The organism is Exiguobacterium sp. s89 (assembly GCF_018617735.1).
GTDB classification, from domain to species: Bacteria; Bacillota; Bacilli; order Exiguobacteriales; family Exiguobacteriaceae; genus Exiguobacterium; species Exiguobacterium marinum.
This window is the reverse complement of sequence record NZ_JACSKS010000005.1, coordinates 72,909-95,328: the sequence shown is the minus strand read 5'-3', so window position 1 is coordinate 95,328 and position 22,420 is coordinate 72,909. Positions and strand designations below refer to the sequence as shown.

The following is a 22,420-nucleotide window of genomic DNA, read 5'->3' as shown; positions in this document are numbered from 1 at the left end:
GAAATGAACGATGGCAAAAGATATTAAATTCTCAGAAGATGCACGTCACGCGATGCTTCGCGGCGTCGACGCACTCGCTGACGCAGTCAAAGTAACGATTGGACCAAAAGGACGTAACGTCGTCCTCGAGAAGAAATTCGGTTCACCACTCATCACAAACGATGGTGTGACAATCGCGAAAGAAATCGAACTCGAAGACCGCTTCGAAAACATGGGCGCAAAACTCGTTGCTGAAGTCGCGTCGAAGACGAACGAAGTCGCAGGGGACGGTACGACAACAGCGACAGTCCTCGCACAAGCGATGATTCGTGAAGGGCTCAAGAACGTCACAGCGGGCGCGAACCCGATGATCCTTCGTAAAGGGATCGACAAAGCGGTTCGTCGTGCACTCGAAGAATTGAAATTGATTTCAAAACCAATCGAGTCAAAAGAAGCAATCGCACAAGTTGCGGCCATCTCGGCAGCGGACGAAGAAGTCGGTGAATTGATCGCAGAAGCGATGGAGCGCGTCGGGAACGACGGTGTCATCACAATCGAAGAATCACGCGGCTTCACGACAGAGCTCGACGTCGTCGAAGGGATGCAGTTCGACCGTGGCTACCTGTCACCATACATGATCTCAGACTCTGACAAGATGGAAGCGTCACTCGACAACCCGTACATCTTGATCACAGACAAGAAAATCTCAAACATTCAAGAAATCATCCCAGTGCTCGAGCAAGTCGTGCAACAAGGGAAGCCGATCTTGATCGTCGCAGAAGATATCGAAGGAGATGCACTCGCGACACTCGTCTTGAACAAACTCCGTGGTACGTTCAATGCGGTAGCCGTCAAAGCACCAGGATTCGGTGATCGTCGTAAAGCGATGCTCGAAGACCTCGCGACACTCACAGGTGGTCAAGTCATCACAGAAGACCTCGGTCTCGACCTCAAATCGGCATCACTCGACATGCTTGGTCGCGCATCGAAAGTCGTCGTCACAAAAGACACAACGACTATCGTTGAAGGTGCAGGGAACGAAGAAACAATCAAAGCACGCGTTCAAACGATCCGTAACCAAATCGAAGAGACAACGTCTGACTTCGACCGTGAAAAACTCCAAGAGCGTCTTGCGAAACTCGCAGGCGGCGTAGCCGTCGTCAAAGTCGGTGCAGCTACGGAGACTGAGCTCAAAGAGCGTAAACTCCGCATCGAAGACGCACTCAACGCGACACGTGCGGCCGTTGAAGAAGGAATCGTCGCAGGTGGTGGTACGGCGTTCATCAACGTTATCCCGGCCGTTCGTGCGTTACTTGCAGAAGTGACAGCGGATGAAGCGACTGGTGTGAAACTTGTCCTTCGTGCGCTTGAGTCACCGGTCCGTCAAATCGCGGAAAACGCGGGTGAAGAAGGTTCGGTCATCGTCGAGAAACTCAAGAACGAATCAGTCGGTGTCGGATACAATGCGGCAACTGGCGAATACGTCGACATGATCGCACACGGGATCGTCGACCCGGCGAAAGTGACGCGTTCAGCGCTCCAAAACGCAGCATCTGTCTCAGCGATGTTCCTCACGACAGAAGCGGTCATCGCAGACAAGCCAGAACCAGCAGGCGCTGGCGGCGGCATGCCTGACATGGGCGGTATGGGTGGAATGGGCGGTATGATGTAATATCATTTTTTGAAAAGCGTTAGACCTTAATAATATAGGGTCTAACGCTTTTCTGTTCTTAAAAAGAAAGGCAGTATTTAAATATTAAAGTTTGATGACTTCAGACTCAGGTAAAAAAATTGTTAAAAAGGACTAGATGGCATAAGCTATTTTTCTATTAGCTAGAGTATGTTACTCTGACGGTATTTTATGTTTGTTAGTAAATAAATTTAAACTAATTGAATAAAAACAAAAAATAAACATTTAATATAAATTAAAGGGAGGGCCTAATGTGTATGTAATAAAATCTCTTCCAGCTCATGATGGGGATAGTTTTATTATAAAATTTGGAAAAGGAACCAATGCCAAGAATATAATAGTAGATGGCGGTAGAAGAGCTAAAGTTGTAAAGAAGTTGAAAGAAGAACTGAGTATAATTCAACAAGCAAATCAATATGTAGATTTGCTTGTTGTAACTCACATAGATGAAGATCATATTCAAGGACTCATAAAACTTTTCGAAGATAGTGAAATAGATAAATCGATTTTCAAAAAAGTTTGGTTTAATTCTAAAGAGCTCTTATCTATGCACTTTATGAAAGAAGAACAAGAAGATGAACAACTTCAAATAAATTATAAAGAAGACAATAAAATTAGCTTTACCAATGGAATATCATTTGGAAAGCTTATAAAGAATCTAAATTTATCAGCTCCTAATTTAATTCATAGTGGCCAAGAACTAAATATTGGGGAGGCGACTTTAAAAGTTCTTTCGCCTAATCTCGAAGAATTAGAAAAGTTGTTTAAAAAATGGGATAAAGTATTCCCTGCTAAAATTTCAAATGGCATCCCAATTTCATCGAGAGATAAAGAAGACCATCATAAAACTATAGATGAATTATCGAAGATGGAATTTATAGAAGACAAAGCCCCAGCGAACGGAAGCAGCATTGCTTTTTCCATAGAAATAAAAGGAGAAAAACTTCTCATGTTAGGGGATTCATTTCCGTCTGTAGTAGAAGGGAATTTAAAAAAAATATATAATGATGCTAATAAAATTCCATTTAGTTTAATTAAAGTATCTCACCATGGTAGTAAACATAATACTAGTCAACAATTGCTTGATCTAGTTAGTTGTAATCGTTATTTGATTAGCACAAATGGTCAGACTCATGGATTTCCTCATAAAGAAACGTTGGTAAAAATTTCTTTGTCATCTAAAAATGATTCAGATAAAACATATTTTTACTTTAATTATCCAAATATTCAGGACAAAATTTTTAATTTGAAAGAAACTGAATTTTTAAATATTAAGTGTATTGATGCTGATAATATCCAAAATGAAGTGCTAGAGGTGGACTTATGGAAATCTTCAGAGAATTAGCAGTTAAAGTGAATGGATTAGAAAGCGCAAAAGGCTCAGGATGCATTTATGAATTATCAAATGAAAGTGGAAAAAAGTATATTTTAACCGCTCAACATTGCTTAAGTTCAGACAAACAAAAAAGAGTTTTTAATCATGAAGATTTAGAAAATATAGAAATATATGATTTTGATGAAGAAAGAATTAACATTTTTAAAATTCACATTCCTGAAAATCCGGAATTGGATTTCGCGATAATTGAGGCGAGATCTTCTAAAACTTACAAAAAAATTTCTATTAAACATCCCAAAAGAGGCTTGGAATACACTTTTTTTGGATTCCCAAAATATTTACAAAATGATTTAGATTCGGGAGAACTTTTAGAAGGATATATTAGTGAAGTAAAAAAAAGTACTATAACTCTACAACACCATAGTGGGGCTTTATCTGATGCTGATAATGATGCAATAGACAATACAAAAGGGTTTTCTGGATCAGGAATTTATTGTGAAGAAGATGACACATATTGTTTAATTGGTATATTAATTGAGTTAAGAGGTAAAGGGGCACACGGAAAACTAGTTGGTATTAATATTAATGAAATAAATCAATTTTTGCTTGAAAAGAAATTAGAAAAATTATATCCCTACGAGTTACAAGACTTTGGGCTACATCTGCAACTTTTATTGAAAGATGAAGATTCAAAGCTTCAAGCAATCTTTAGGAAAAGATTTAGTCAATACATTATTGATCTTAGTCCAAACTATTTTCATGAAAAGTTAAAAGAGAAAATTTTTTTACCATATAATGAAAATGGAAATGTTATAAATAGTAAAATATGGCAGGGTTGGTTAAGGTTTTTGCTTTACATTTCGTTGAGAAACCAAAAAATTGTAAATTTAGACAACATCAATGAATACGTTTTTGTTGAAGAGCCCACCTCTTCGAGGAATAGATTTTACTTTACTGAAGAGAAAAGGATGGCTAACTTTGTCAAACATTTATATGGGTCAACTTATAAAGACATTAGAAATAATGATTTAATTTTTGTGAATAGTGAAAAATTCTATGGGAGTAAAACTCCTACTTTTAATGACATCCATCAAATAATTCAAAATATCGATGACCCCTATTTATTTGAAAGTGGCATAGATATATCGAATCCGAATGAATTAAAAAAAGTAAAAGTGATTCATTTGGATTATTTAGTAGATCAAATAGAAGATGAACTATTATCTTGTTTGGAACTCAATAAGAGCCTTATAGAAATTGAAAAATCTTGCATACAATGTCTAGAAAAAATATTTAAAGAATTTGAAGTAGTAAACCCATAGAAAGGAGTTTTACATTGGAATTAAAAATTGAAAAAAATATAAATAAATTAATTAATTTTGACGAGGAAATTGTTAAACAAAACATACATTGTTTCCAATATATCCCTAATAAGAAGAATTATACACTATACATATTTACATGCGACTTTAATTCCGAGTCTGAAATGATAGAAATGTATAGCGTAATTAATGATGTAATTGCTTATGATTTCCAAAGAACATTAATGAAGGATATGGAAAAATGGAATTTATATTTATTTTGCTTTGTAAATGAGAAAGTCTCAGAAGACGCAAAAGCTGTAGTAGAGCAAAATAAATACGCTACACGAAAAATGGTTTTTGATAATAATAAGAATTATATTTCTATAGAAGCTAAAGAAAAGATAATTGTGAATAAATTATTTAATTTAAACACTAAAGAAATGCTTCCTAAAAATAATGATGAATATGAAAGTATATATCAATTTATTGAGCAAAATGATTCTTCATTGCTAAAAGTAATTGAGGATTTAAGAAAAGTGAAAGGGACGGATTCATCAGCCAAGAAAAAAAAATCTAAAATAGTAAAATCATATTTGGAGCTGAAAAAAAATGAGTAGAAAAATATCTAAAGTTACATTAGAGGCTTTCCGTGCTTACGAAAAAATACAAAACTTTGATTTTTCTATAAGTAATGAAGAAGTTGCTAATTTGATAGTTATTTATGCGCCTAATGGGTCAGGGAAAACTTCTTTTTTTGATGCAGTTGAGTGGGTTATGTCAGGTAAAATACAAAGAATTTCTAATAATCAGCGTGTTAAAGAAATTGCTGAGCAAGAGAAAGGCCATATTTTAAAAAATAAAGAGAGTGATTTATTAAATGGAACAGTTGAAATAGCATTTACAGATCAAGAGCATATAGTATTAAATACGAAAAAAATAGTGAAACCTAGAAAAACAGATTACGATGAAGGAAAACTGATATCAGCTACATCTGGAATTAATAAGGACAAAACAAAAGAATTTGTAAGTAAAAATATTCTTACGCATGATCAAATAGATCGATTTTTGCGATTCCAAGGATCTAAAGAAAGATATGAAACCCTAAGAGTTTTTTGGGATGTAAACGAGGAAACTGAAATATATAAAGGACTTTTATCAATCATAAAAGAAATCTCCAACCAAAAAACAGATTTCAAGAAAACACAAGACCAAATCACTTTAGATTTAAATAGATTCAAGCTAAATAATGAAACGATGACCAAAATGAATAGCTACATAAATATGTATAATTCTTATAGTGATGAATCTCAAATTAATGAACTCACAAATTTTAATTTAGAAACTATTTTGCAAGAGTCTGTTAGTAAAAAAACAGATTTGGAAAAAAGATTATTTGCAGAAGCTAAAAAAATGGAAGAAGTAAACACTAATTTTCAATTGTATAAAGAAGTTTTCCCTCAAAAAGTTAGAGAATTTAATAATTTAATAAAAGTTAATATCCCGTTTATCCTTAAAAAAATAAATAATTTTGAAAAGATTTCAAAAAATGAAATTGAAAAAGAGAAAACAGTGAGTAAGCTAAGTACGTTAACTTTGAAGCTAAATAAATTAGAATTTTTAATTCAAAATGAAGGTGATTATTTAGATAAAGTGAAAGAAAATGAAAAATTAATGAGTAATCAATACAGACTATCCCTTAATAGAAAAAGAGAAAGTGAAAACCTGATTGAACTTCATCATAGAATTACTAAAAGTAAAAATGCACTAAAACAAAATAATGAGAAGCTCTTTTCTTATAACGAGAAAATACATAAGCTAAATAACGTGCTAAATATTAAAGAGTTAAGAAAAGAATTGAGCATTGTAGAAGAGCAAGAAAAAAAAATGCTGAAAAAATTGGGAGAGATTAATTCTTTAATCACAAAGAATGAACTGCAAAAAGAAAAAGAATTAAGATTGACAACAATGAATGTTCAGGAATTAGTCTCTAGTTACGATCTAACAAAGGAGTTTTCACAAAAAATAAAATCTTACTTCAGCGAACTACTTTATTACCACAATCTTCAATTTGATATGGAGAAAAATATAAAAATTAAAGAAGAGGAAATTGAAGCACATAAAAAAATCGGTAGTGATATTAGTAAGCTGAAAAAAATAGGGAGGGATATTCTAAATAAATCCGATTCTAAAAATTGTCCTTTGTGTAATCATGAATATGATGATTTTAACATCCTCATTCAGAATATTGAAAGTTGGAATATTGAATTCCAACAGCTCAACAGTTACAATGAGGAACTTTTGAAATTAAAAGAATCTTTTAGAAGTATAAAAAAAACGATAGAAATTAGTCAAAAAAATTTGAATGAGGAACTCAAAAATACGATTCAAAAGGTTTTAGAAGAGAATAATAAGTTAAAAATTAATAAGGGTATTTTAAATGAAGATTGTAAAAAGATTATAAACGATAAAGAAAAAATAATTTACGAACTAAAAAAAATTGAAACTGAATTAAAAGAACTTAATTTAGAGAATCGAAATGAAGAAATTTTATTAAATGAAATAAATAAGAAAAAAAATACATTTGAAAATGAAAGTGAAACAGTAAAAGATGCTATAAAAAAAGAAAGTGAAGAGATTAAAAAGATAGAAATTGACATTAATGATTCAACATACAGAAAGAAAAAAATAGAGGAGGAAATAAAACAAAATGATATTTTGATTAATCAGTTAAACAATGATCAAATCTATAAAGCCTATGCCAACATTAAAATGGAAGTAGAAGATTCAAATAATAATTCTATTATAGAAAAAATTTCAAAACTAAATGAAGAAAAAAAGAATTTAGGTCACAAGGTATCACGATTAAGTAGAGAAGTCTCGGATATTCAAACTCAATTGGGTGATGACAATAAAAACGATATCATATCTAAATATGAAGAGCTGACAGAAGAGGCTAGAAAACTTGAATTATTCATAGACTTTTCTCAAAAAGAATTTATAAGAGTACTAGGAAACGAAAATATTAAAGACGTTAAAGATGAATACTTTCTTGAAAAAATAAAAGCAATATCTGAAGAATCGATTATGTTAGAAAAACAAGATAGTATATTGTCGACAGTTATTAATACGTTAAGTGGATACGTAAATAATACAATGAAAACTGACAAAGAAAATGATCTGACGGTGATTAAATCTGAAATACGTAATTTAAATAAGCAATTAAAAAACATATATTTTTTAAAAGAAAAGTCTCATGAATATATAAAAAACCAAATAGAAAATGTGTTCAATCTTAACAGTGTTAATAACATATTTGAGATGCTTAATCCCCATCCTGACATAAAAGAAATTTATTTTAAATTAGATGAAACATTAAAGGACGGAGCACTTGGACTAAATATAATGTGTAAAAATAATTTAGATGAATCTGAGGGTGAAGCACCAACTCTGTATCTTAGTTCTGCACAGGTCAACATCCTCTCTTTAAGTATTTTTCTGGCGAGTGCTATTGAAAATACCGATGTATTTAATACTATTTTAATGGATGATCCGATTCAACATTTAGATGGTTTGAACCTTCTTTCGTTTATAGATTTAATCCGAATAGTTTGTTATACCCTCGATAAGCAAGTTATAATTTCAACGCATGATCAAAACTTCTTTAATTTGTGTCAAAGAAAAATAGATGCAAAATACTTTGCAGCTAAGTACTTTGATTTATCACCAAATTTAAATAATGTTATCTCAGAAAGTTAAGCAAATAATAAAAGCCCAAGATTATATGACTTCTGGCGCATTAAGGTGTAAACTACAAATCGTCATGATAAAACTCAAGAAAATGAATACGCTTGTTATAATACTCGTTGTATGCCTGTTTTTGCTGAGAGAGACGTTCATCTTGATTCTTATTCACCTAATCTAGTAAATACTAGCGGAGGTAAAACGTAATAAGATACGACTGATTGTTTATACCAATTTAATTCCTTTTGACCTACACCACTTCTTTACTGTACGGAAGAAGTGGTTTTTTTATGAAAATAGGTCTGGTGGCGTGAAAACAATACTATATGAAAATTGTAAACGACGCGTCAGATTTAACACTTTGTTGAGTGATTTTAAGTCGAAAAAATAGTACGGATAGAATACTCTACTTTAATGACGTATGGAGAAACATATGTTTCGGATGAATCGACTGAACTGCGAAAAGGACGACAGCTAGGAATTGGCACAGCTTTTTTCACCAAGACGTAAAAACAATAGCCGGACTGAATTGAACAAAGAACGTGTCCGTCAATCACAGCGATTTGGTATGATGAAGGAGTCTATAGACTATATTTCCTGCGCCGCATCAGTGGTGAGTCGGTTGTGATTAATGAAGAAATCATGAAACGGCTGAGGGAAATCGAGAAATTATACCAGCGATTCATAGACTTTGCTGAGTCGTGTCGATACAATTCAAAGCGTCCGCGAAGACCGAGAGACATATTTGAAACGACTCGATAAAAACGAAAGCCAATGAGATGTACGGGCAATGGAATGATGATGGACGCTTGATCGAGTAACGGAAAAAGGTGTCGCTTTAAGTCAAAGCGACACCTAGTTTATTTAATCCGTCTGTTTCCGGTTATACATCACAATACTTCCGACGAACACAACAAGCGCCCAGGAAGACAAAATCACAAGCTCCACCCATGTAGAGCCGAGTCCAGCTCCCGCCTCGATTTGATGCGCGAGATTGATCAAGACGATGTTCGGCAAGTACTCGAGCAAACCGACGATGGCGAACCGGTCTTCGTACACTAACAGCATCGGTGAGAACGAAACGAAAAAAAACGCCGGCATGACGATGAGCGAGGCTTCCATGACCGTCTTCGTCATCAAGCCGAGAATCGTCCCAATCCCGATATGAAAGAACGTTGAGACGATCAATGCGAGTAGGTTCGCAGAGGTGTATCCCATGATAAAAGTACATGCCGCGATAAGGATGAGCGTGGTCACGAACGTGAGCGCACTCTTCCCGAGCAAGATGTCGAGCGTGCTTGCCGGCGACAACATCAGCCTACGGAGCTGTGTTCTTTTCTTTCTCTTCGGCAATCAAAGCACACTGGACGAACGTTGCGACGAGACTGAACGTGATGTTGATGACGAAGTAAGTCACGTCGATGCCTCCTCCGCCGAGCTGTGAATAGAAGACGGCGAAGAACAGCGGCATGATCAACGTCGAGGAGACGAATAAGTTCCGCGACAAGTCTTTATAGTTTTTTTTTTAAATGGCGAGTGCCCGTTTCATTGAAAACATCATGGTATTTTTCTCCATGTCACTTCAAAAAAGATATTTTAAAGTGTTGGCCACATCTTTTCTTCGTTTTAATTCAACCGTTCCCCTTATAACACTCTACATAAATCTTCCTCGAAACTCCCCATCTCATAAGTAAACTTCCCATTTGAACCCTATCCGTTATTTTATCTGCCTAATATTAGGAATTCCGTTATAGTGGATGCAATGATTGAACAACGGGGAAGGATGAGGGAAAGATGAACCAGTATTATTTAACAGAATGGCGAGCATTAACGAAAGCAACGGACGTGACACTCCATCTCTATACCGTACCGCTCCAAGATCCATCGTCACGCCATACGCAAGGTGGAAAGTTGATTTTTCAATTGAATAAATTGAACAACTTTCAACCGATTGTGTTCTTTGATCAGTACATCGCTTCATTTGAGGAAATTAAACAGTGGGGAAACGAGACGTTTCTTCAATATGAAGCGCGTCCGATCAATCTTTCACGTAACGTCGAGCGAACGTTACTCGAACGACTGTTGAAAAAGCAGTTGGAGCGATTGGGATATCCCCAGTACATGATGAACCGAGGGAAGTTCCGCTCGAAACAGGCGCACCCACAATCGACAAGTGGGCTCCTCGTCTATCCCGCACTTGACCTCAACGTGAACGTGTCGGAGACGGATGAAATTGTCTTTGGATTCGATTTGACCCATCAATTTGAATATCGCGAAAACCTATTGCAGCAACTCAAGCGTGAGCCGAAATCCGTGTCTTCTGGAATGCGCGTCATCGATTCGACTCACCCCAAGTTATATGAGTACGAATTTATAGAGGTCGCGCCTTATCGAGCGAGTGAAGTGAGTCCGATTCTAAAGTGTTCAATCATTGATTATTTCGCAAAGAAAGATGCAAAACGAGTCATCGCACCCGACGCACTCGTCGTACACGTCAAAGATCGAAACAATCAAATTCTTCCATACTTACCCGAGCAACTGAAACAGAGTTGTTCTTTTGAGACGATTCCAGCTAAACAGCTCGGCGCAGTCAATCGCATCATCAAATTGTCACCTGACGCGCGAATGTCGAAACTGATGCTGGAAGCACTCGATTTGATTGGTCGACTGCCTATGCTTCAGTTTGAACGGAAAGATGTGCGGGCTGCTCGTCTCGGCTATTCGATTCAAACGTTACCTTCGCCACGACTTCGATTTGGAAAAGGGAAGACCACCAGTTATGCAAAAACTGGTCTAAATCAAGGCGGTGTATTTGAAACGGGAGAGGCGACCGTCAGTTTCTTTGTCGACCCGAAACTGCGAGACAATCAAAAGCGGCAACAAGTGCTCGAATTTATCAAAAAACTTCAGACTACCTCTGAACGCTTCGGCGTGACACTTAACGTCTCGAACAAACCTAGAGGACTGAGCCAAAAGCTCTCTATCGATTTGTTGCAGGCAGAGGATGATTTCGTACCAATTGAACGATGTCCCGCAACACTTTGAAGGTGTCGTCATCGTTATCGCCGAGGAAGCGTCACTCCAGCATTCGTATCAAGCAATCAAACGACAATTCGGTGGGAAACACGATGTCGTGACGCAATGTGTCGAGTTGCATGACCGCGTGCTGAGCTCTGAGGATACACTTTACAACATCCTACTCGGTATTTACGTGAAGGCAGGTCTCCAGCCTTGGATTCTTGGTGAACCGCTCCACTCAGATTGTTTTGTCGGGTTAGACGTAAGCCATGAGAATGGTAAACACGCAGCAGGCATCATTCAAATCATTGGGAAAGATGGGGCGATGATTAAGCAGAAGTCGCTTTCGACAAGTGAAGCAGGGGAAAAAATCAGTGGTGAGACGATGCGGGAAATCGTCTATGACACACTTCATGCGTTCGAAAAACAATACGGCCATGTACCGAAACATATCACGTTCCACCGGGATGGATTCGGTCGTGAAGATTTGGCGCTCATCGATTCGCTTCTCTCCCCACGCGGGATTCAATTCGATTACGTGGAGATTTTAAAAAACGTCAATCGACGGATGGCGATTTACGAGAAAGAATGGAAGACATCACAGGGGCTCAGCTATACAAAAGGACGTATGGGTTATCTACTTTCGACCAACCCTCACGTGCGTGTCGGGATGGCGAAACCACTCAAAGTCGTCCAACAGACAACGACCTTGCCGTTTGAAGCCATTTTGACGGATGTCTATCGATTATCGTTCATGCACGTCCATTCGCTATTGAAAACAAGACTGCCAATCACGACGCATTATGCAGATTTAAGTTCAACGTTCCATAACCGTGGCTTGCTCAATGCGATTACAGAACATGAAGAGGCATTGCCGTTTGTATAACATGTAAAATTGAAAGGTACCATACCGTTTTTTTCAGTATCGCGACTTGTCGAATATTGGGACCGATGCGTACCGTAACTTTGAATTGAGATCATACTAGGAGGTAGAGTGATGAGTGAAAAAGGAGAAATTGTTCAATCTGCAAAACAGCTTATGGGAGATGAACAGGATATGAATGACATCCCTTTTAAACAATACGAAATGATTTTAAAGCATACCCCAGACGTCATAAATGCCGTTAGCAACATGGGGGGAGTCGGTTCAAAATCGCAAGATAAAGTGTACGGTACAATTGATAAAGCGATTGATGTCTTTGCTGAGCAACTTAAAGAAGACAACCTATCGGATGAAAATAGAGACAAACTCAATGATCGTATTGAACGCATGGTAGAAAAGTCATTTCAAAAAGATTCGGAGTTCAAGAAATGGATGGGAGCATCGATTGTAGCAGGAGTCAGTGGTGCCGCATTAGCATTAGCAAAGAATGCAGAAGTGAGAAAAACACTTACTAATTTGCTGACGAAAAAAGACTGAGCGTCGTAAGTTTGATTGGTGTACGAAGTATATTTGAAAGGACGGAGCGAGGATTCTATTCGTCGCTCCGTCTTTTTTTTAGTCCGTCTGCTTCCGGTTATACATCACGACGCTACCGACGAATGCGGCAAGCGCCCATGCAGTGAGCAAACCGAGCTCTAGCCCGACGGCACCGAAGTTCGCACCGTCTTCCACTTGATGGGCCACATCAATCAAGAGCACGTTCGGTAAATACTCGAGTACTCCGATGATAGCGAAACGGTCTTGTAGTGGCAACAACATCGGTGAGAACGAGAAGAAAAAGAACGGCAACATGACAATCAATGAAGCTTCCATGACCGTCTTCGTCATCAAGCCGAACATCGTTCCGATTCCGATATAAAAGAACGTCGAGACGATGAGCGCGAGGGCGATCACAGCCAGATTTTGCGGGGCATAATCCATCAAAAATGACGAGGCTACGATGAGGATCATCGTCGTCACGAATGTGAGAGCACTCTTTCCGAGCAAGATGTCGAGCGTGCTCGCCGGGGACAACATGAGCCCGCGAAGCGTGTTTTTCTCCTTTTCTTCTGCAATCAATGCACACTGCACGAAGATGGCAACAAGGCTGAACGTGATGTTGATGACGAAGTACGTGATGTCGACGCCACCGTCACCGATTCGCGAATAGAAGACAGCGAAGAAGAGCGGCATGATCAAGGTCGACGAGACGAACAAGTTTCGAGACAAATCTTTATAGTCTTTTTGGAAAATGGCGAGTGCGCGTTTCATTGAAAAAGTCATGATAATTTCCTCCCTGTCACTTCGATAAAGATGTCGCCGAGTGTCGGCTCATTGGAGTGGATTGACGCGATATTTTTAGCACGCATCTGTTTATGGAGCCAGTCCGCGCCTTCGTCGGTTTGCGTCACTTCATGCGTCTGACCGTTGTTTAATTCGACAAGCATCGATCCCGTCGCATATTTCCTGCGCAATACGTTCGGTGCATCGAGCAGTTGAATCGATCCTTGATGTAAGAAAGCGACACGGTCACACAGCTCTTCGGCTTCTTGCATGTCGTGTGTCGTTAAAAAGATGGTCGTCCCATTAGCCTTCAACCGTTCAATCCCTTTATAGATATGTCGAGAGTTGACCGGATCGAGAGCCGATGTCGGTTCATCTAAAAACAGGAGCTCTGGCTCATGAAGAAGGGCGCGTGCGAGCGTCACCCGTTGCAACATCCCTCTAGAGAGTTTGTCGATGCGCTTTTTCCGTTCCCCGCTAAGATTGACCATGTTCAATACTTCATCAATCCGGGTCTTCGGTTCATCATAGAGGTCGCAATATAAGCTCAGGTTCTCTTCTATAGAAAGTCGTGTATACAGACCACTATTGTCCGTCAACACACCGATGCGTTTACGGTACTGTTCTTGTTTCAAGTCAGCGACCGGCACGCCGAAGACGGTAGCATCCCCAGCCGTCTGTGCGAGCTGTGACGTCAGAATTTTAATCGTCGTCGTCTTTCCAGAACCACTCGGTCCCAAGAAGCCGAACACTTCTCCTTTTCCTACCGTAAACGTCACATCATGTAACGCTTCTTCGTTTCCAAACAATTTCTTCAACCCGTTCACTTGAATGATTGGTTCCATTCCCGTTCCTCCTTGTCGATGTCATCTTGCTTGCCTCTATCGTATAAGGAATAAAGGAGGACTGCATTCAAATGGCGATAAATGGCGCTTATCATGATGTGAACGAAGCGATAGGAACTATGAATGGAGACTATTTGAGCCCCATCATCGTCTTCAATTCCGCCATTTTTGTCTTAGATAACGGAATCATTGTCTTCTCTGAATCATCCAAGACGAGACTGAAGCTATTTTTCGTATAAGTGATGACTTCGCGGACACGTTGTAAGTTCACGAGATATGACCGATGGCAACGGAAGAAACCGTACGGGGTCAAACGCGTCTCGAGCTCGTTCATCGTGAAGACACTCGGGAACTGATCCGATTGACTATGTAAAATCGACTGTCCGTCCTGACTTTCGATGAAGTCGATTTCAGGAGGATCGAGTAAGATGATTTTTTCGTTCACTTTCGTTGGAATCTTCTCGAAACGGACGTGGATGACCTCAGATGAGATGTCTGTCTCATCCGCTTCTTCTGGTTCCACATCTAACAGACGCAAGTGACGATGGTCGATCCGATAAACGGTCGATGTCATGAAGAGCGCACTCTCCATGTTGCTCGTCAACACAAGGACGGCTTTTTGTCTCGACGTCAATGTCTGTAACGTATCGCGTAAAAGGTGGCGTGTTTCTTGGTCCACGTCTTGATCCGGTTCTTCAAACACATACAGGTCACGGTCCTGGAGAAGCAGCGCGGCGTACTGTGTGCGTCTGACAAGGGAACGATTGAGACGGTGGAGGCGTTGCTTGCGGTAAGTTGTGAGTTGGAGCTGTTGAATCACCGAGTCGACCGAGTCAGTTGAATCATAAAGACGCTTGGTGAAGCGTAAATACTCCTCGATGGTGAGTCGATCGTATAAACCGTCCCGGATGGAGAAGAGAGACAGCGTTGAAGCGTGGTTGATGTTCCCGGTAAATGTCATGATTTCCTGACTGATGAGACCGAAGATGATTTCTCGGGAAATGACGCCACAGTGGATAGCCGCCAACTCACCTGGTTGGATTGTAAATGAAATGTTTTCGAGAATGAGTGTGTCTTGTTGGCGCACCGAGACGTTATGGAAAGTAAGCACCGAATCCCTCCCTTTTTAGATGGAGTATAACATTTTACAGAGAAGGGCTTAAGAGGAAGATGATTACACATGGAAGTTACATCTTTTGGTAAAATAGGATGCGTAACGAATTAGTGAAGGGGAGGGACTCTAATCAATGGATAAGCAATTCGAAGAGATGCAGACACGCATGTTCGAGTTAGAATCTCAAGTTGAAATGCTTCAATCCCTTCTACTTCGAGTGATTGAGCAAGATTCAACACTACATAATCAGTTAAAAACTGAATTAGAGTACGTCTTATTAAAACATGACCTACCAGTCGGAAAGAGACATGATGTTTCATTTTTTCTGATTCGACTCGAGAAGGCGTATAAGTTTGAAAACAAAATACCGACGTTCGCTTCATTTCATGAAGAATTGAAACAAGTGCTTGAATTAGAGGAGTTATCAGAAGAGGTTTCCGTTCGATTGATTCAAGAGTATGTAAGACGTGGAGTTTTTACTGTGGGTAACATGATTAAATATAAATAGTGAGGACGTGCATGTATGAATGAAGTACAACGATTAATGGATGAGGTCATTAGATTCAGAAATGAGCGTGATTGGGCGTTTCATCATAACCCGAAGGACTTGGCACTTTCCCTGTCCCTCGAGGCGAGTGAGTTACTTGAAGTATTCCAGTGGATCTCGAGTGAAGAAGCGCTTGAGACGAAAAAGACGGAGATGGAAGAGGAACTTGCTGATGTGTTGATTTACGCGTTAACGTTCGCTCACGCTGCTGGAATCGATGTCTCGAAAGCAATTGAAGACAAGCTCGTGAAAAACGCAGTGAAGTATCCGGTTTTGAATATAGAGGATTCACGATGAAATCGAATCACCGATTACTATTTTTCATGTATCTTGGAGCAGGTATATTGAGTTTGGCTCTCTTTCTTGCGATCCCCTTGTTCCACATAGAACGTGCGAACTGGATGAACGTCATGTTCCCGCTGTTGGCGATCATTTGGTTTGCGAATGCGTTTGTGCACTGGAGACAGATGAAACGAAAAGTCATGTCGTGAGGTGAATGCATCGGTGAAATTAAATGAACGCTTCAATCACATGTACGCATCTGGAAAACGTTCGACCCGTCTTGCGATTCACGTAGGACTCTTGATTACTTTGAGCGGTGCCTTGTTTTACTGGAATGATCATCAATGGTTAGCCGAAATCACTTGGTTCATCATCTTATTTCCGGTCACGGCGTGTATCAAGCTTGTGTTTCGGATGAATGTTCTTTTGACATTTAACAAAAGTGTACGATATCGACGGCTCGTCTGGTATGAGTGTGCTATAGGTCTTGGAATGATTGTACTATTTACATTATTGAGTATGATGATTTTGTCTAGAGAAGGGTATGCTTCGGGATTGCTGTTGGCTTGTAGTCTCGTTTTATTTGGAATCGTTGCATCCTCGAATCTTGACCGCAAATTGAAGCAAGTCGATGCGTCTCATGTGACCCACCGATTATACAGTCGGGGGAAAGTCGGTCATTTTGATTGAAAGCACTCGAAACATATTGGAATAGAAGAAGGTCATGCGTCATTACTTGAACGACATATAACCTTCTATACGTAGACCGCCCTCTGATTTGTTTTACACGACATCGATAAGAATACCTAAGGCGTTCGCTTTATGCGCTTCAGATGACATCAAAGAAGTACATCCTTCATGAGAAGGGCTGTACTTCTTTTTGGTGAATGAGCTGGAGCGTAGCTTCCGTCGTTTGAATCGATGCAAATTCTTCATTCAAACTAGCGAGCGACACATCATGGATGACCGCTGCGGGGATCCATGTCCCGCTGATCGATTGACGGTCGAATGTTGCCGTCGCATCGGAGACGACGATTGGATTGAATCCTAAGTTTCCCGCCATCCGTGCGGTCGTCTCGACACAATGGTTCGTAATCAATCCGGTGATGACCATCTGTGTCGCACCAAGTGCTTCAAGTCGTTCCTGTAGGTCCGTTCCGATGAAGGCGCTATTCACCTGTTTCGTCAGGATGACATCTTGTTCACGAGGTTGGATGAAGTCTTGGAACAAATGACCGTCTTTTTTGAAATAGAAGAGTGAGGTTGGAACGTTCGTGACATGTTGGACGTAGATGATTGGTTGATTTTGAGTTTCCCACGCTTCAATCAACCGCGCGATATTCTCTTCACATTGTGGATTATTGCGGTTTCCCCAGCTTGGATCATGAAAGGCTTTTTGGACATCGATGATGAGTAATGGAACGACTGTTGTTTGCATGTTGATTCCCCCTTGAATTAGTTACTTCAAGTGTATGCAACGGAGGAATACAGATACATAGAGGTTTGACGGAAGTTTCAGCGAATGACTTAAGAAAGAACGGATAATGTACCGTTTCACTTTATTTTTGAAAGGTGAATGCCAAATGGATGAAATAGACCGCCATATTCTTGAATTGATGCAATAACAAGCCCGGATTTCGATGACCGAATTAGGACGACAGATTGGATTATCTACGCCCGCTACGACCGAACGGGTAAAGCGACTTGAAGACCGTAAAGTCATTACAGGATACCGGGCCATCGTAAATCCCGAAAAGATGGACAAGCATATGACTGCCTTTATTCTTTATGACACACATCGGTGTGAGGCGTTCCGTGAATTTTGTCGTCAACAGCCGACTGTCATCGAGTGTCATCGCTTAGCCGGCCAGTATAGTTACCTCGTCAAAGTGGTAACGGAGAATGTACGCACGCTAGAGACGTTCATCGACGAATCGATGGAATACGGCCGTCCCTCATCGCTCATCAACCTTTCTTCGCCTGTGTCATTCCGACCTATCGTATAATATGACCTGGTTATTTTTTTGCCGTAGTGTTTCTGCGTAAATTTTATAAACTAGCAGAAGAAGAATGGTGAAAGGGTTGAAAAGTTATGGGTATCTACTATACACATCAACGAGAAGGGGCTTGGCAACAAGCTTTGAAGAAAGGGTATCTTGAAGCAAACGGCGAACACGCACTATTCATGGAAGAAGGGGTTGAAGATTTTAAAGCACCCTATGATTGGATGGTCGAACAGTATGAGAAACGAATTGGAATCTCATTGAACGGAAACTATCCGATTTGGTGTTGGGACGAGTTCCCCGACTTGGGACGAGATGGACATATTGGCAAAGGGAATCAAGGTGTGGTGTTGACCGTTGAACTACCAGACGAAGAGGTGTTGGCTTCCGAGTTTACGTATTGGCACCATGTGCTAAGTAACTTTCCATTATATGAGACGTTAGAAGAGTATGATCGAGAAGACGAACCGGATGAACTGTTCGTGCGACAATCGTGGGAACGTATATTTGACAAAGTATGGTGCGAAGCGTCCGTCGCGGACCAACCAAATGTTGAATTGGTGTATCAACACGTCGTTCACCGAATTGATTTGACCCAAGTTCGTGCTGTCATGCCATTCGTCGGTCGGGGAGACAGTTTATTGGACCGAGTAAGAGGGATGGGGTGGCGTATCGGATATAAGCTAGGCCTCATTCGTTCAAAGTCGTTTGAATGGAAAGTGTGATTAGACGAAACGCAGCTAACTTAAGTCAGCTGCGTTTTGCGTTCGAATCTAATTGTTGTTCGATGTGGTCGAGACGTTCGATCAATACTTGCATCTGCTTCGAGCGTTCACGTTCCATAAAGAGTTGCTCGTCAGCCCGTTTCTCAGAGCGTATGACGACATTACGAATCCACAACATACCGATGATTAGTACGGCGATTGGCAAAATCGTGAAGATGAGTCCGAATAATGAAACCATGATGACGTTCATATAGACATGCCTCCCTTTCTACGCCTTCATTATACTTCCAAATCCATCCAAAGCGAAAGAGTGGCACTGGCATTGTACCCTTTATTCTCGGTACACTGAATAGAGAGAGTTGAAAGGAGTCGATGGAATGGCAATCTATTATACATATCAGCACGCAGATGCATGGGAAGCCGCTAAGCGAAATGGCTTTTTATTTGGTAACCCGAACTACGGCATGCTTAAAGATCAGGATGATGCCAATCATCGACCTGCCTATGATTGGCTGGCTGACCAATACGAGCAACGCACGAAACGATTACTGAATGGGAATGATCCCGTTTGGCTTAGTGATACCCCACCAAACGTCGCGCGTGGTGGTTTTCTAGAGGTTGGGGAACCGGGTGTCGTCTTGACCGTCGAGCTACCCGATGAGGACGTGTTAGAACTGGAAGCAGGATATTGGGTGTTCGCCTTAAATCGATGGTTCCTTTCTTTTGAAGACCGTGAGGCAGAGAACGAGGAAGAACTGCGTACATCGTGGGAGAAGATGTTCGACCGTGAATGGTGCGAAGCAATCGTTGAGGAATATCCCGAAACGAATACGAAATATTACTATATTGTCGACCAGATTCATCTTCACCAGGTGCTCGGTGTCCAATCGTTCGTCGAACAAGGTGTGTCATGAACAAGCCGACTCGACTTGGAACGGACGATGCTGGTTACGTCATCAACCAGACGTCCATCCGTCATATACAGCCTGAGTTTGAAACCGTCCTCTATAAAGCAATCGAATTGGTGAAAGAAGCATTCGGTGAACAGCTACATAGCATATACCTTTACGGAAGTATCGGGCGCGGGACGGCCGTTGCTGGGCAATCCGATCTCGATTTGACTGTGCTCGTGCATGAGGACATCGATGCCACAGAATTGGTGGAGCAGACGGAGCAATTACTAACGGAACATCCGGAAGTCATCAAAATCGACTACGATATCGGTCGTCTGAATGTGGCACTGGATTCAGCGAACCGTTTTGAATGGGGCTTTTGGCTAAGACATCTCTGTACGTGTGTTTACGCGGAAGATGTCTCGACTCAATTCCCGCGCATGAAGCCGGATGCTCGTGTGAGTGAGGCGTTGAACCAGGACTTGGTTTCCTCGATTGAAGCAGCCAAGTCGAAATTGCTTCGTGGACAGATGTCTCATCTAGAGAAGCGCTCCATCGTGAAGCGCGTCATCCGAGGTTGGTATTTGATAATCAACGTAAAAGACGAGAGTTTTGCGACGACTGTAGAAGCGTGCTTGGCGATTCTAAAACTCTATTTCCCGGAAGATCAGCGAGTAGAGGAAGGGGAAACACTGTTGAGACAAGATGACATCACGAATCAACAGCTTCTAGATTATCTGAATGAAATAGATTGGACTTAACGATGCCGTTCTGCAATTGGGATGTACCCGTTCGGTCGTCTTCGCTTCACATCTGTGTCAAAGAAAAAATGAGGGACATATAGAGCGCTTGATACGTACATAATGATGACAAATTCGACTGCGGTCGGCCATTGAATGAGGTCGAATAAAAATAGAGACCATACGGGATATGAAACGAGACACATCGCCACAGTCATCCGACCCTTAGTTTGAATAAAACGGTACAAAATGCGCATCAATACGATATAAGGGAAGAATAGATAATAGAACATATTTTTCAATTGATGTCGTCCTTTCTTGCATATGTAAAGCCATCTAACTCAGTATAATCGAGGAGAGACGTACGACAAAGGAGAAGTTACAATGAAATCAATTGCCATCATCGGAGCTGGTGTCAGTGGGCTTTATGCCGCGAGCCAGCTTCATCAAAACGGATATGACGTCGCAATCTTTGAGGCACGTGACCGAGTTGGTGGACGTATCTTCACGAAGGACGGCTACGACCTCGGTCCAACGTGGTATTGGCCGGATACGGAGAAGACGATCTCTGAACTCGTGGATACACTCGGACTCAAGTCATTCGTTCAACACACGACAGGACAAATGGTACTCGAACGTCAAACGACGACCGCACCGGAACGACATGTGTTGCCAGAGGAAAGCATCGTTCAATCGAAACGTTTAGTTGGCGGGATGATGAGTTTAGTGGAAGCACTTTATGCGAAGTTGCCCGATGACATCGTTCGGCTAGGGCATCGCCTCACGTCCATTGATCGACAGTCCGACCGAGTTCAATTGACGTTCCGAAATGGTTCGGTGCATCACACGGACGACGTGATCCTCGCGGTTCCACCTCGTCTCGTTGCAGATGTAGCGATTGAACCGGCACTGTCAGCGCAAACGCGAAAAGCGATCAAAACGACACCGACTTGGATGGCATCCCAGGCGAAGGCACTCATTGTATACGAGACACCGTTCTGGCGAGAAGAGGGCTTGTCTGGCTTTGGGATGAGTTGGGTCGGTCCGCTTCAAGAGATTCATGACGCTTCACCGGTTGACGGTCAAGGTGCGCTGTTCGGATTCTTCCGTCTGTCACCGGGAGAACGAGAAGCGCTGGGGGGAGGACAAGTGAAGACGCGTGTCATCGAGCAACTGGAGAAGTTATATGGTCCGAAAGCGAATGATTTTCTGGCTTTTCATTATATGGATTGGTCGACAGAATCAGAGACAGCGACATCTGATGACCTCATGCCGCTCACGGCATTCCCGGCTTACCGTCCAATCGAGCTCGGGGACCGTCTCCATTTGATCGGTTCGGAGACGGATGCGCAGTTTGGGGGACATATTGAAGGGGCGTTACGGTCAGCGGAGCGGGTTGTAAAGCAATTCAACATAGAAGATTAATCGAGCCTGTCACCCTGTGTGACGGGTTTGTTTCGTATAAGGAAAGATTATGATGAATACAACACAACTTCAAGCACAAGAGGAACAATTAACACTTTTGACGCTCGGTCACGAAGAGGCACTTCAACTCGGTCAAACGATCATCGACTTGGAGAAAGAGGACGGGGTGAACGTCGCTGTTCATATCGAAAAGAACCGTATCCCGGTCTTCACGTATTTGATGGAAGGAACGCCAGAAGAGAACTACATGTGGTTGTTTCGGAAGAAACGGGTGACGGACCACTATCAACTTAGCTCGCACTTCATCGCAAAGCGTTTTGAAGAGTCGGGTCTCTCACACGATACAGATTCACTGTTACCAGCGAGGAACGCTTCCGATCCGCGTGAACGGTGTCGGGATGATTGGTACGGTGTCAGTCGCAGGCTTAGCACTGGAGACTGATCATAAGTATGCGGTTAGAGGCATGGAACGTTATCGACAGTGTCAAAATTAAATGAAGAAAAAACGACTTAAAATCAAGAACAATTTGATTTTAAGTCGTTTTTTCTTATTGGATGGAAAATATAAGTAC

Annotated in this window: 26 protein-coding genes and 1 pseudogene; 19 read left to right on the top strand and 8 right to left on the bottom strand. The window is 41.0% G+C overall.

What is annotated here, in order from left to right; translation table 11 throughout:
* The first annotated feature begins 10 nt into the window (after positions 1 to 10).
* The 5 genes from groL (at position 11) to KNO96_RS12505 (ending at position 8,065) form a co-directional block, all read left to right on the top strand.
* Positions 11 to 1,651, top strand: a complete 1,641-nt coding sequence (groL, locus tag KNO96_RS12525) for a chaperonin GroEL (protein WP_214704132.1) — start codon at positions 11 to 13, stop codon at positions 1,649 to 1,651.
* Positions 1,652 to 1,922: 271 nt separating this feature from the next.
* The gene (locus tag KNO96_RS12520) at positions 1,923 to 3,014 is read left to right on the top strand and encodes a ComEC/Rec2 family competence protein (protein ID WP_214704131.1); all 1,092 of its coding nucleotides are present in this window, start codon (positions 1,923 to 1,925) and stop codon (positions 3,012 to 3,014) included.
* Positions 2,993 to 4,327 (top strand): ABC-three component system protein, encoded by a 1,335-nt coding sequence (locus KNO96_RS12515; RefSeq protein ID WP_214704130.1) that lies wholly within the window; start codon positions 2,993 to 2,995, stop codon positions 4,325 to 4,327. The genes KNO96_RS12520 and KNO96_RS12515 overlap by 22 nt, the downstream gene beginning before the upstream one ends.
* A 14-nt stretch (positions 4,328 to 4,341) precedes the next feature.
* Complete coding sequence (locus KNO96_RS12510; RefSeq protein ID WP_214704129.1) at positions 4,342 to 4,926, top strand: ABC-three component system middle component 1; 585 nt, start codon at positions 4,342 to 4,344, stop codon at positions 4,924 to 4,926.
* Complete coding sequence (locus KNO96_RS12505) at positions 4,919 to 8,065, top strand: AAA family ATPase (RefSeq protein ID WP_214704128.1); 3,147 nt, start codon at positions 4,919 to 4,921, stop codon at positions 8,063 to 8,065. Before KNO96_RS12510 ends, KNO96_RS12505 begins: the two co-directional genes overlap by 8 nt.
* Positions 8,066 to 8,914: 849 nt before the next feature.
* Here the strand turns inward: KNO96_RS12505 and KNO96_RS14365 are convergent.
* Positions 8,915 to 9,361 (bottom strand): hypothetical protein, encoded by a 447-nt coding sequence (locus KNO96_RS14365; protein ID WP_251126712.1) that lies wholly within the window; start codon positions 9,359 to 9,361, stop codon positions 8,915 to 8,917.
* A gap of 7 nt (positions 9,362 to 9,368) precedes the next feature.
* On the bottom strand, positions 9,369 to 9,557 hold the full coding sequence (locus KNO96_RS14360; RefSeq protein ID WP_251125196.1) for a hypothetical protein: 189 nt from the start codon (positions 9,555 to 9,557) through the stop codon (positions 9,369 to 9,371).
* 287 nt (positions 9,558 to 9,844) lie between these two features.
* Here KNO96_RS14360 and KNO96_RS12495 point away from each other — a divergent pair, with 287 nt between their 5' ends.
* The 3 genes from KNO96_RS12495 (at position 9,845) to KNO96_RS12485 (ending at position 12,488) form a co-directional block, all read left to right on the top strand.
* Positions 9,845 to 11,095 (top strand): hypothetical protein, encoded by a 1,251-nt coding sequence (locus tag KNO96_RS12495; protein ID WP_214704126.1) that lies wholly within the window; start codon positions 9,845 to 9,847, stop codon positions 11,093 to 11,095.
* On the top strand, positions 11,055 to 11,954 hold the full coding sequence (locus KNO96_RS12490; RefSeq protein ID WP_214704124.1) for a Piwi domain-containing protein: 900 nt from the start codon (positions 11,055 to 11,057) through the stop codon (positions 11,952 to 11,954). Before KNO96_RS12495 ends, KNO96_RS12490 begins: the two co-directional genes overlap by 41 nt.
* A 111-nt stretch (positions 11,955 to 12,065) precedes the next feature.
* Positions 12,066 to 12,488, top strand: a complete 423-nt coding sequence (locus KNO96_RS12485; RefSeq protein WP_214704123.1) for a hypothetical protein — start codon at positions 12,066 to 12,068, stop codon at positions 12,486 to 12,488.
* A gap of 78 nt (positions 12,489 to 12,566) precedes the next feature.
* Here KNO96_RS12485 and KNO96_RS12480 read toward each other — a convergent pair whose 3' ends face one another.
* The 3 genes from KNO96_RS12480 to KNO96_RS14495 form a co-directional block, all read right to left on the bottom strand.
* Positions 12,567 to 13,274 (bottom strand): ABC transporter permease, encoded by a 708-nt coding sequence (locus KNO96_RS12480; protein ID WP_211781819.1) that lies wholly within the window; start codon positions 13,272 to 13,274, stop codon positions 12,567 to 12,569.
* Complete coding sequence (locus KNO96_RS12475) at positions 13,271 to 14,119, bottom strand: ABC transporter ATP-binding protein (RefSeq protein WP_214704122.1); 849 nt, start codon at positions 14,117 to 14,119, stop codon at positions 13,271 to 13,273. The genes KNO96_RS12480 and KNO96_RS12475 overlap by 4 nt, the downstream gene beginning before the upstream one ends.
* A 130-nt stretch (positions 14,120 to 14,249) precedes the next feature.
* The gene (locus tag KNO96_RS14495) at positions 14,250 to 15,230 is read right to left on the bottom strand and encodes a LytTR family transcriptional regulator DNA-binding domain-containing protein (protein WP_214704119.1); all 981 of its coding nucleotides are present in this window, start codon (positions 15,228 to 15,230) and stop codon (positions 14,250 to 14,252) included.
* A 136-nt stretch (positions 15,231 to 15,366) separates the two neighbouring features.
* Here KNO96_RS14495 and KNO96_RS12465 point away from each other — a divergent pair, with 136 nt between their 5' ends.
* The 4 genes from KNO96_RS12465 to KNO96_RS12450 are packed head-to-tail and all read left to right on the top strand — an operon-like array spanning position 15,367 to position 16,752.
* Entirely contained in the window at positions 15,367 to 15,741 is a 375-nt protein-coding gene (locus KNO96_RS12465) for a hypothetical protein (RefSeq protein ID WP_214704117.1), read from the top strand.
* Between the two features lie 15 nt (positions 15,742 to 15,756).
* Positions 15,757 to 16,077 carry a nucleotide pyrophosphohydrolase gene (locus KNO96_RS12460; protein ID WP_214704116.1) on the top strand — a complete coding sequence of 107 codons (321 nt, stop codon included), beginning with the start codon at positions 15,757 to 15,759 and terminating at the stop codon, positions 16,075 to 16,077.
* Positions 16,074 to 16,271, top strand: a complete 198-nt coding sequence (locus KNO96_RS12455) for a hypothetical protein (protein ID WP_214704114.1) — start codon at positions 16,074 to 16,076, stop codon at positions 16,269 to 16,271. Before KNO96_RS12460 ends, KNO96_RS12455 begins: the two co-directional genes overlap by 4 nt.
* A 13-nt stretch (positions 16,272 to 16,284) precedes the next feature.
* Complete coding sequence (locus KNO96_RS12450; RefSeq protein ID WP_214704113.1) at positions 16,285 to 16,752, top strand: hypothetical protein; 468 nt, start codon at positions 16,285 to 16,287, stop codon at positions 16,750 to 16,752.
* A gap of 166 nt (positions 16,753 to 16,918) precedes the next feature.
* Here the strand turns inward: KNO96_RS12450 and KNO96_RS12445 are convergent, their stop codons facing one another.
* Complete coding sequence (locus tag KNO96_RS12445) at positions 16,919 to 17,500, bottom strand: cysteine hydrolase family protein (protein WP_214704112.1); 582 nt, start codon at positions 17,498 to 17,500, stop codon at positions 16,919 to 16,921.
* A 202-nt stretch (positions 17,501 to 17,702) separates the two neighbouring features.
* Here KNO96_RS12445 and KNO96_RS12440 point away from each other — a divergent pair, with 202 nt between their 5' ends.
* Positions 17,703 to 18,068: an Lrp/AsnC family transcriptional regulator gene (locus KNO96_RS12440; RefSeq protein ID WP_251125197.1), complete on the top strand. Its 366-nt coding sequence runs from the start codon at positions 17,703 to 17,705 to the stop codon at positions 18,066 to 18,068.
* An 86-nt stretch (positions 18,069 to 18,154) separates the two neighbouring features.
* A complete protein-coding gene (locus tag KNO96_RS12435; protein ID WP_051545914.1) occupies positions 18,155 to 18,790 on the top strand; it encodes a DUF3841 domain-containing protein in 636 nt (211 codons plus the stop codon).
* 25 nt (positions 18,791 to 18,815) lie between these two features.
* Here the strand turns inward: KNO96_RS12435 and KNO96_RS12430 are convergent, their stop codons facing one another.
* Positions 18,816 to 19,040, bottom strand: a complete 225-nt coding sequence (locus KNO96_RS12430; RefSeq protein ID WP_214704111.1) for a hypothetical protein — start codon at positions 19,038 to 19,040, stop codon at positions 18,816 to 18,818.
* Positions 19,041 to 19,167: 127 nt separating this feature from the next.
* Here KNO96_RS12430 and KNO96_RS12425 point away from each other — a divergent pair, with 127 nt between their 5' ends.
* A complete protein-coding gene (locus tag KNO96_RS12425) occupies positions 19,168 to 19,704 on the top strand; it encodes a DUF3841 domain-containing protein (RefSeq protein WP_214704110.1) in 537 nt (178 codons plus the stop codon).
* Positions 19,701 to 20,444 (top strand): nucleotidyltransferase domain-containing protein, encoded by a 744-nt coding sequence (locus KNO96_RS12420; protein WP_214704109.1) that lies wholly within the window; start codon positions 19,701 to 19,703, stop codon positions 20,442 to 20,444. Before KNO96_RS12425 ends, KNO96_RS12420 begins: the two co-directional genes overlap by 4 nt.
* Here KNO96_RS12420 and KNO96_RS12415 read toward each other — a convergent pair.
* A complete protein-coding gene (locus tag KNO96_RS12415; RefSeq protein ID WP_026824420.1) occupies positions 20,441 to 20,725 on the bottom strand; it encodes a hypothetical protein in 285 nt (94 codons plus the stop codon). The genes KNO96_RS12420 and KNO96_RS12415 overlap by 4 nt on opposite strands.
* Positions 20,726 to 20,807: 82 nt before the next feature.
* Here KNO96_RS12415 and KNO96_RS12410 point away from each other — a divergent pair, with 82 nt between their 5' ends.
* The 3 genes and pseudogenes from KNO96_RS12410 to KNO96_RS14490 all read left to right on the top strand — a co-directional run bounded on the left by KNO96_RS12410 (position 20,808) and on the right by KNO96_RS14490 (position 22,342).
* Complete coding sequence (locus tag KNO96_RS12410; protein ID WP_214704106.1) at positions 20,808 to 21,848, top strand: flavin monoamine oxidase family protein; 1,041 nt, start codon at positions 20,808 to 20,810, stop codon at positions 21,846 to 21,848.
* A gap of 49 nt (positions 21,849 to 21,897) precedes the next feature.
* Positions 21,898 to 22,164 (top strand): annotated as a pseudogene (locus KNO96_RS12405) (heme-binding protein); the annotation flags it as partial.
* A 67-nt stretch (positions 22,165 to 22,231) separates the two neighbouring features.
* The gene (locus KNO96_RS14490; RefSeq protein WP_483297751.1) at positions 22,232 to 22,342 is read left to right on the top strand and encodes a hypothetical protein; all 111 of its coding nucleotides are present in this window, start codon (positions 22,232 to 22,234) and stop codon (positions 22,340 to 22,342) included.
* Positions 22,343 to 22,420: the final 78 nt, after the last annotated feature.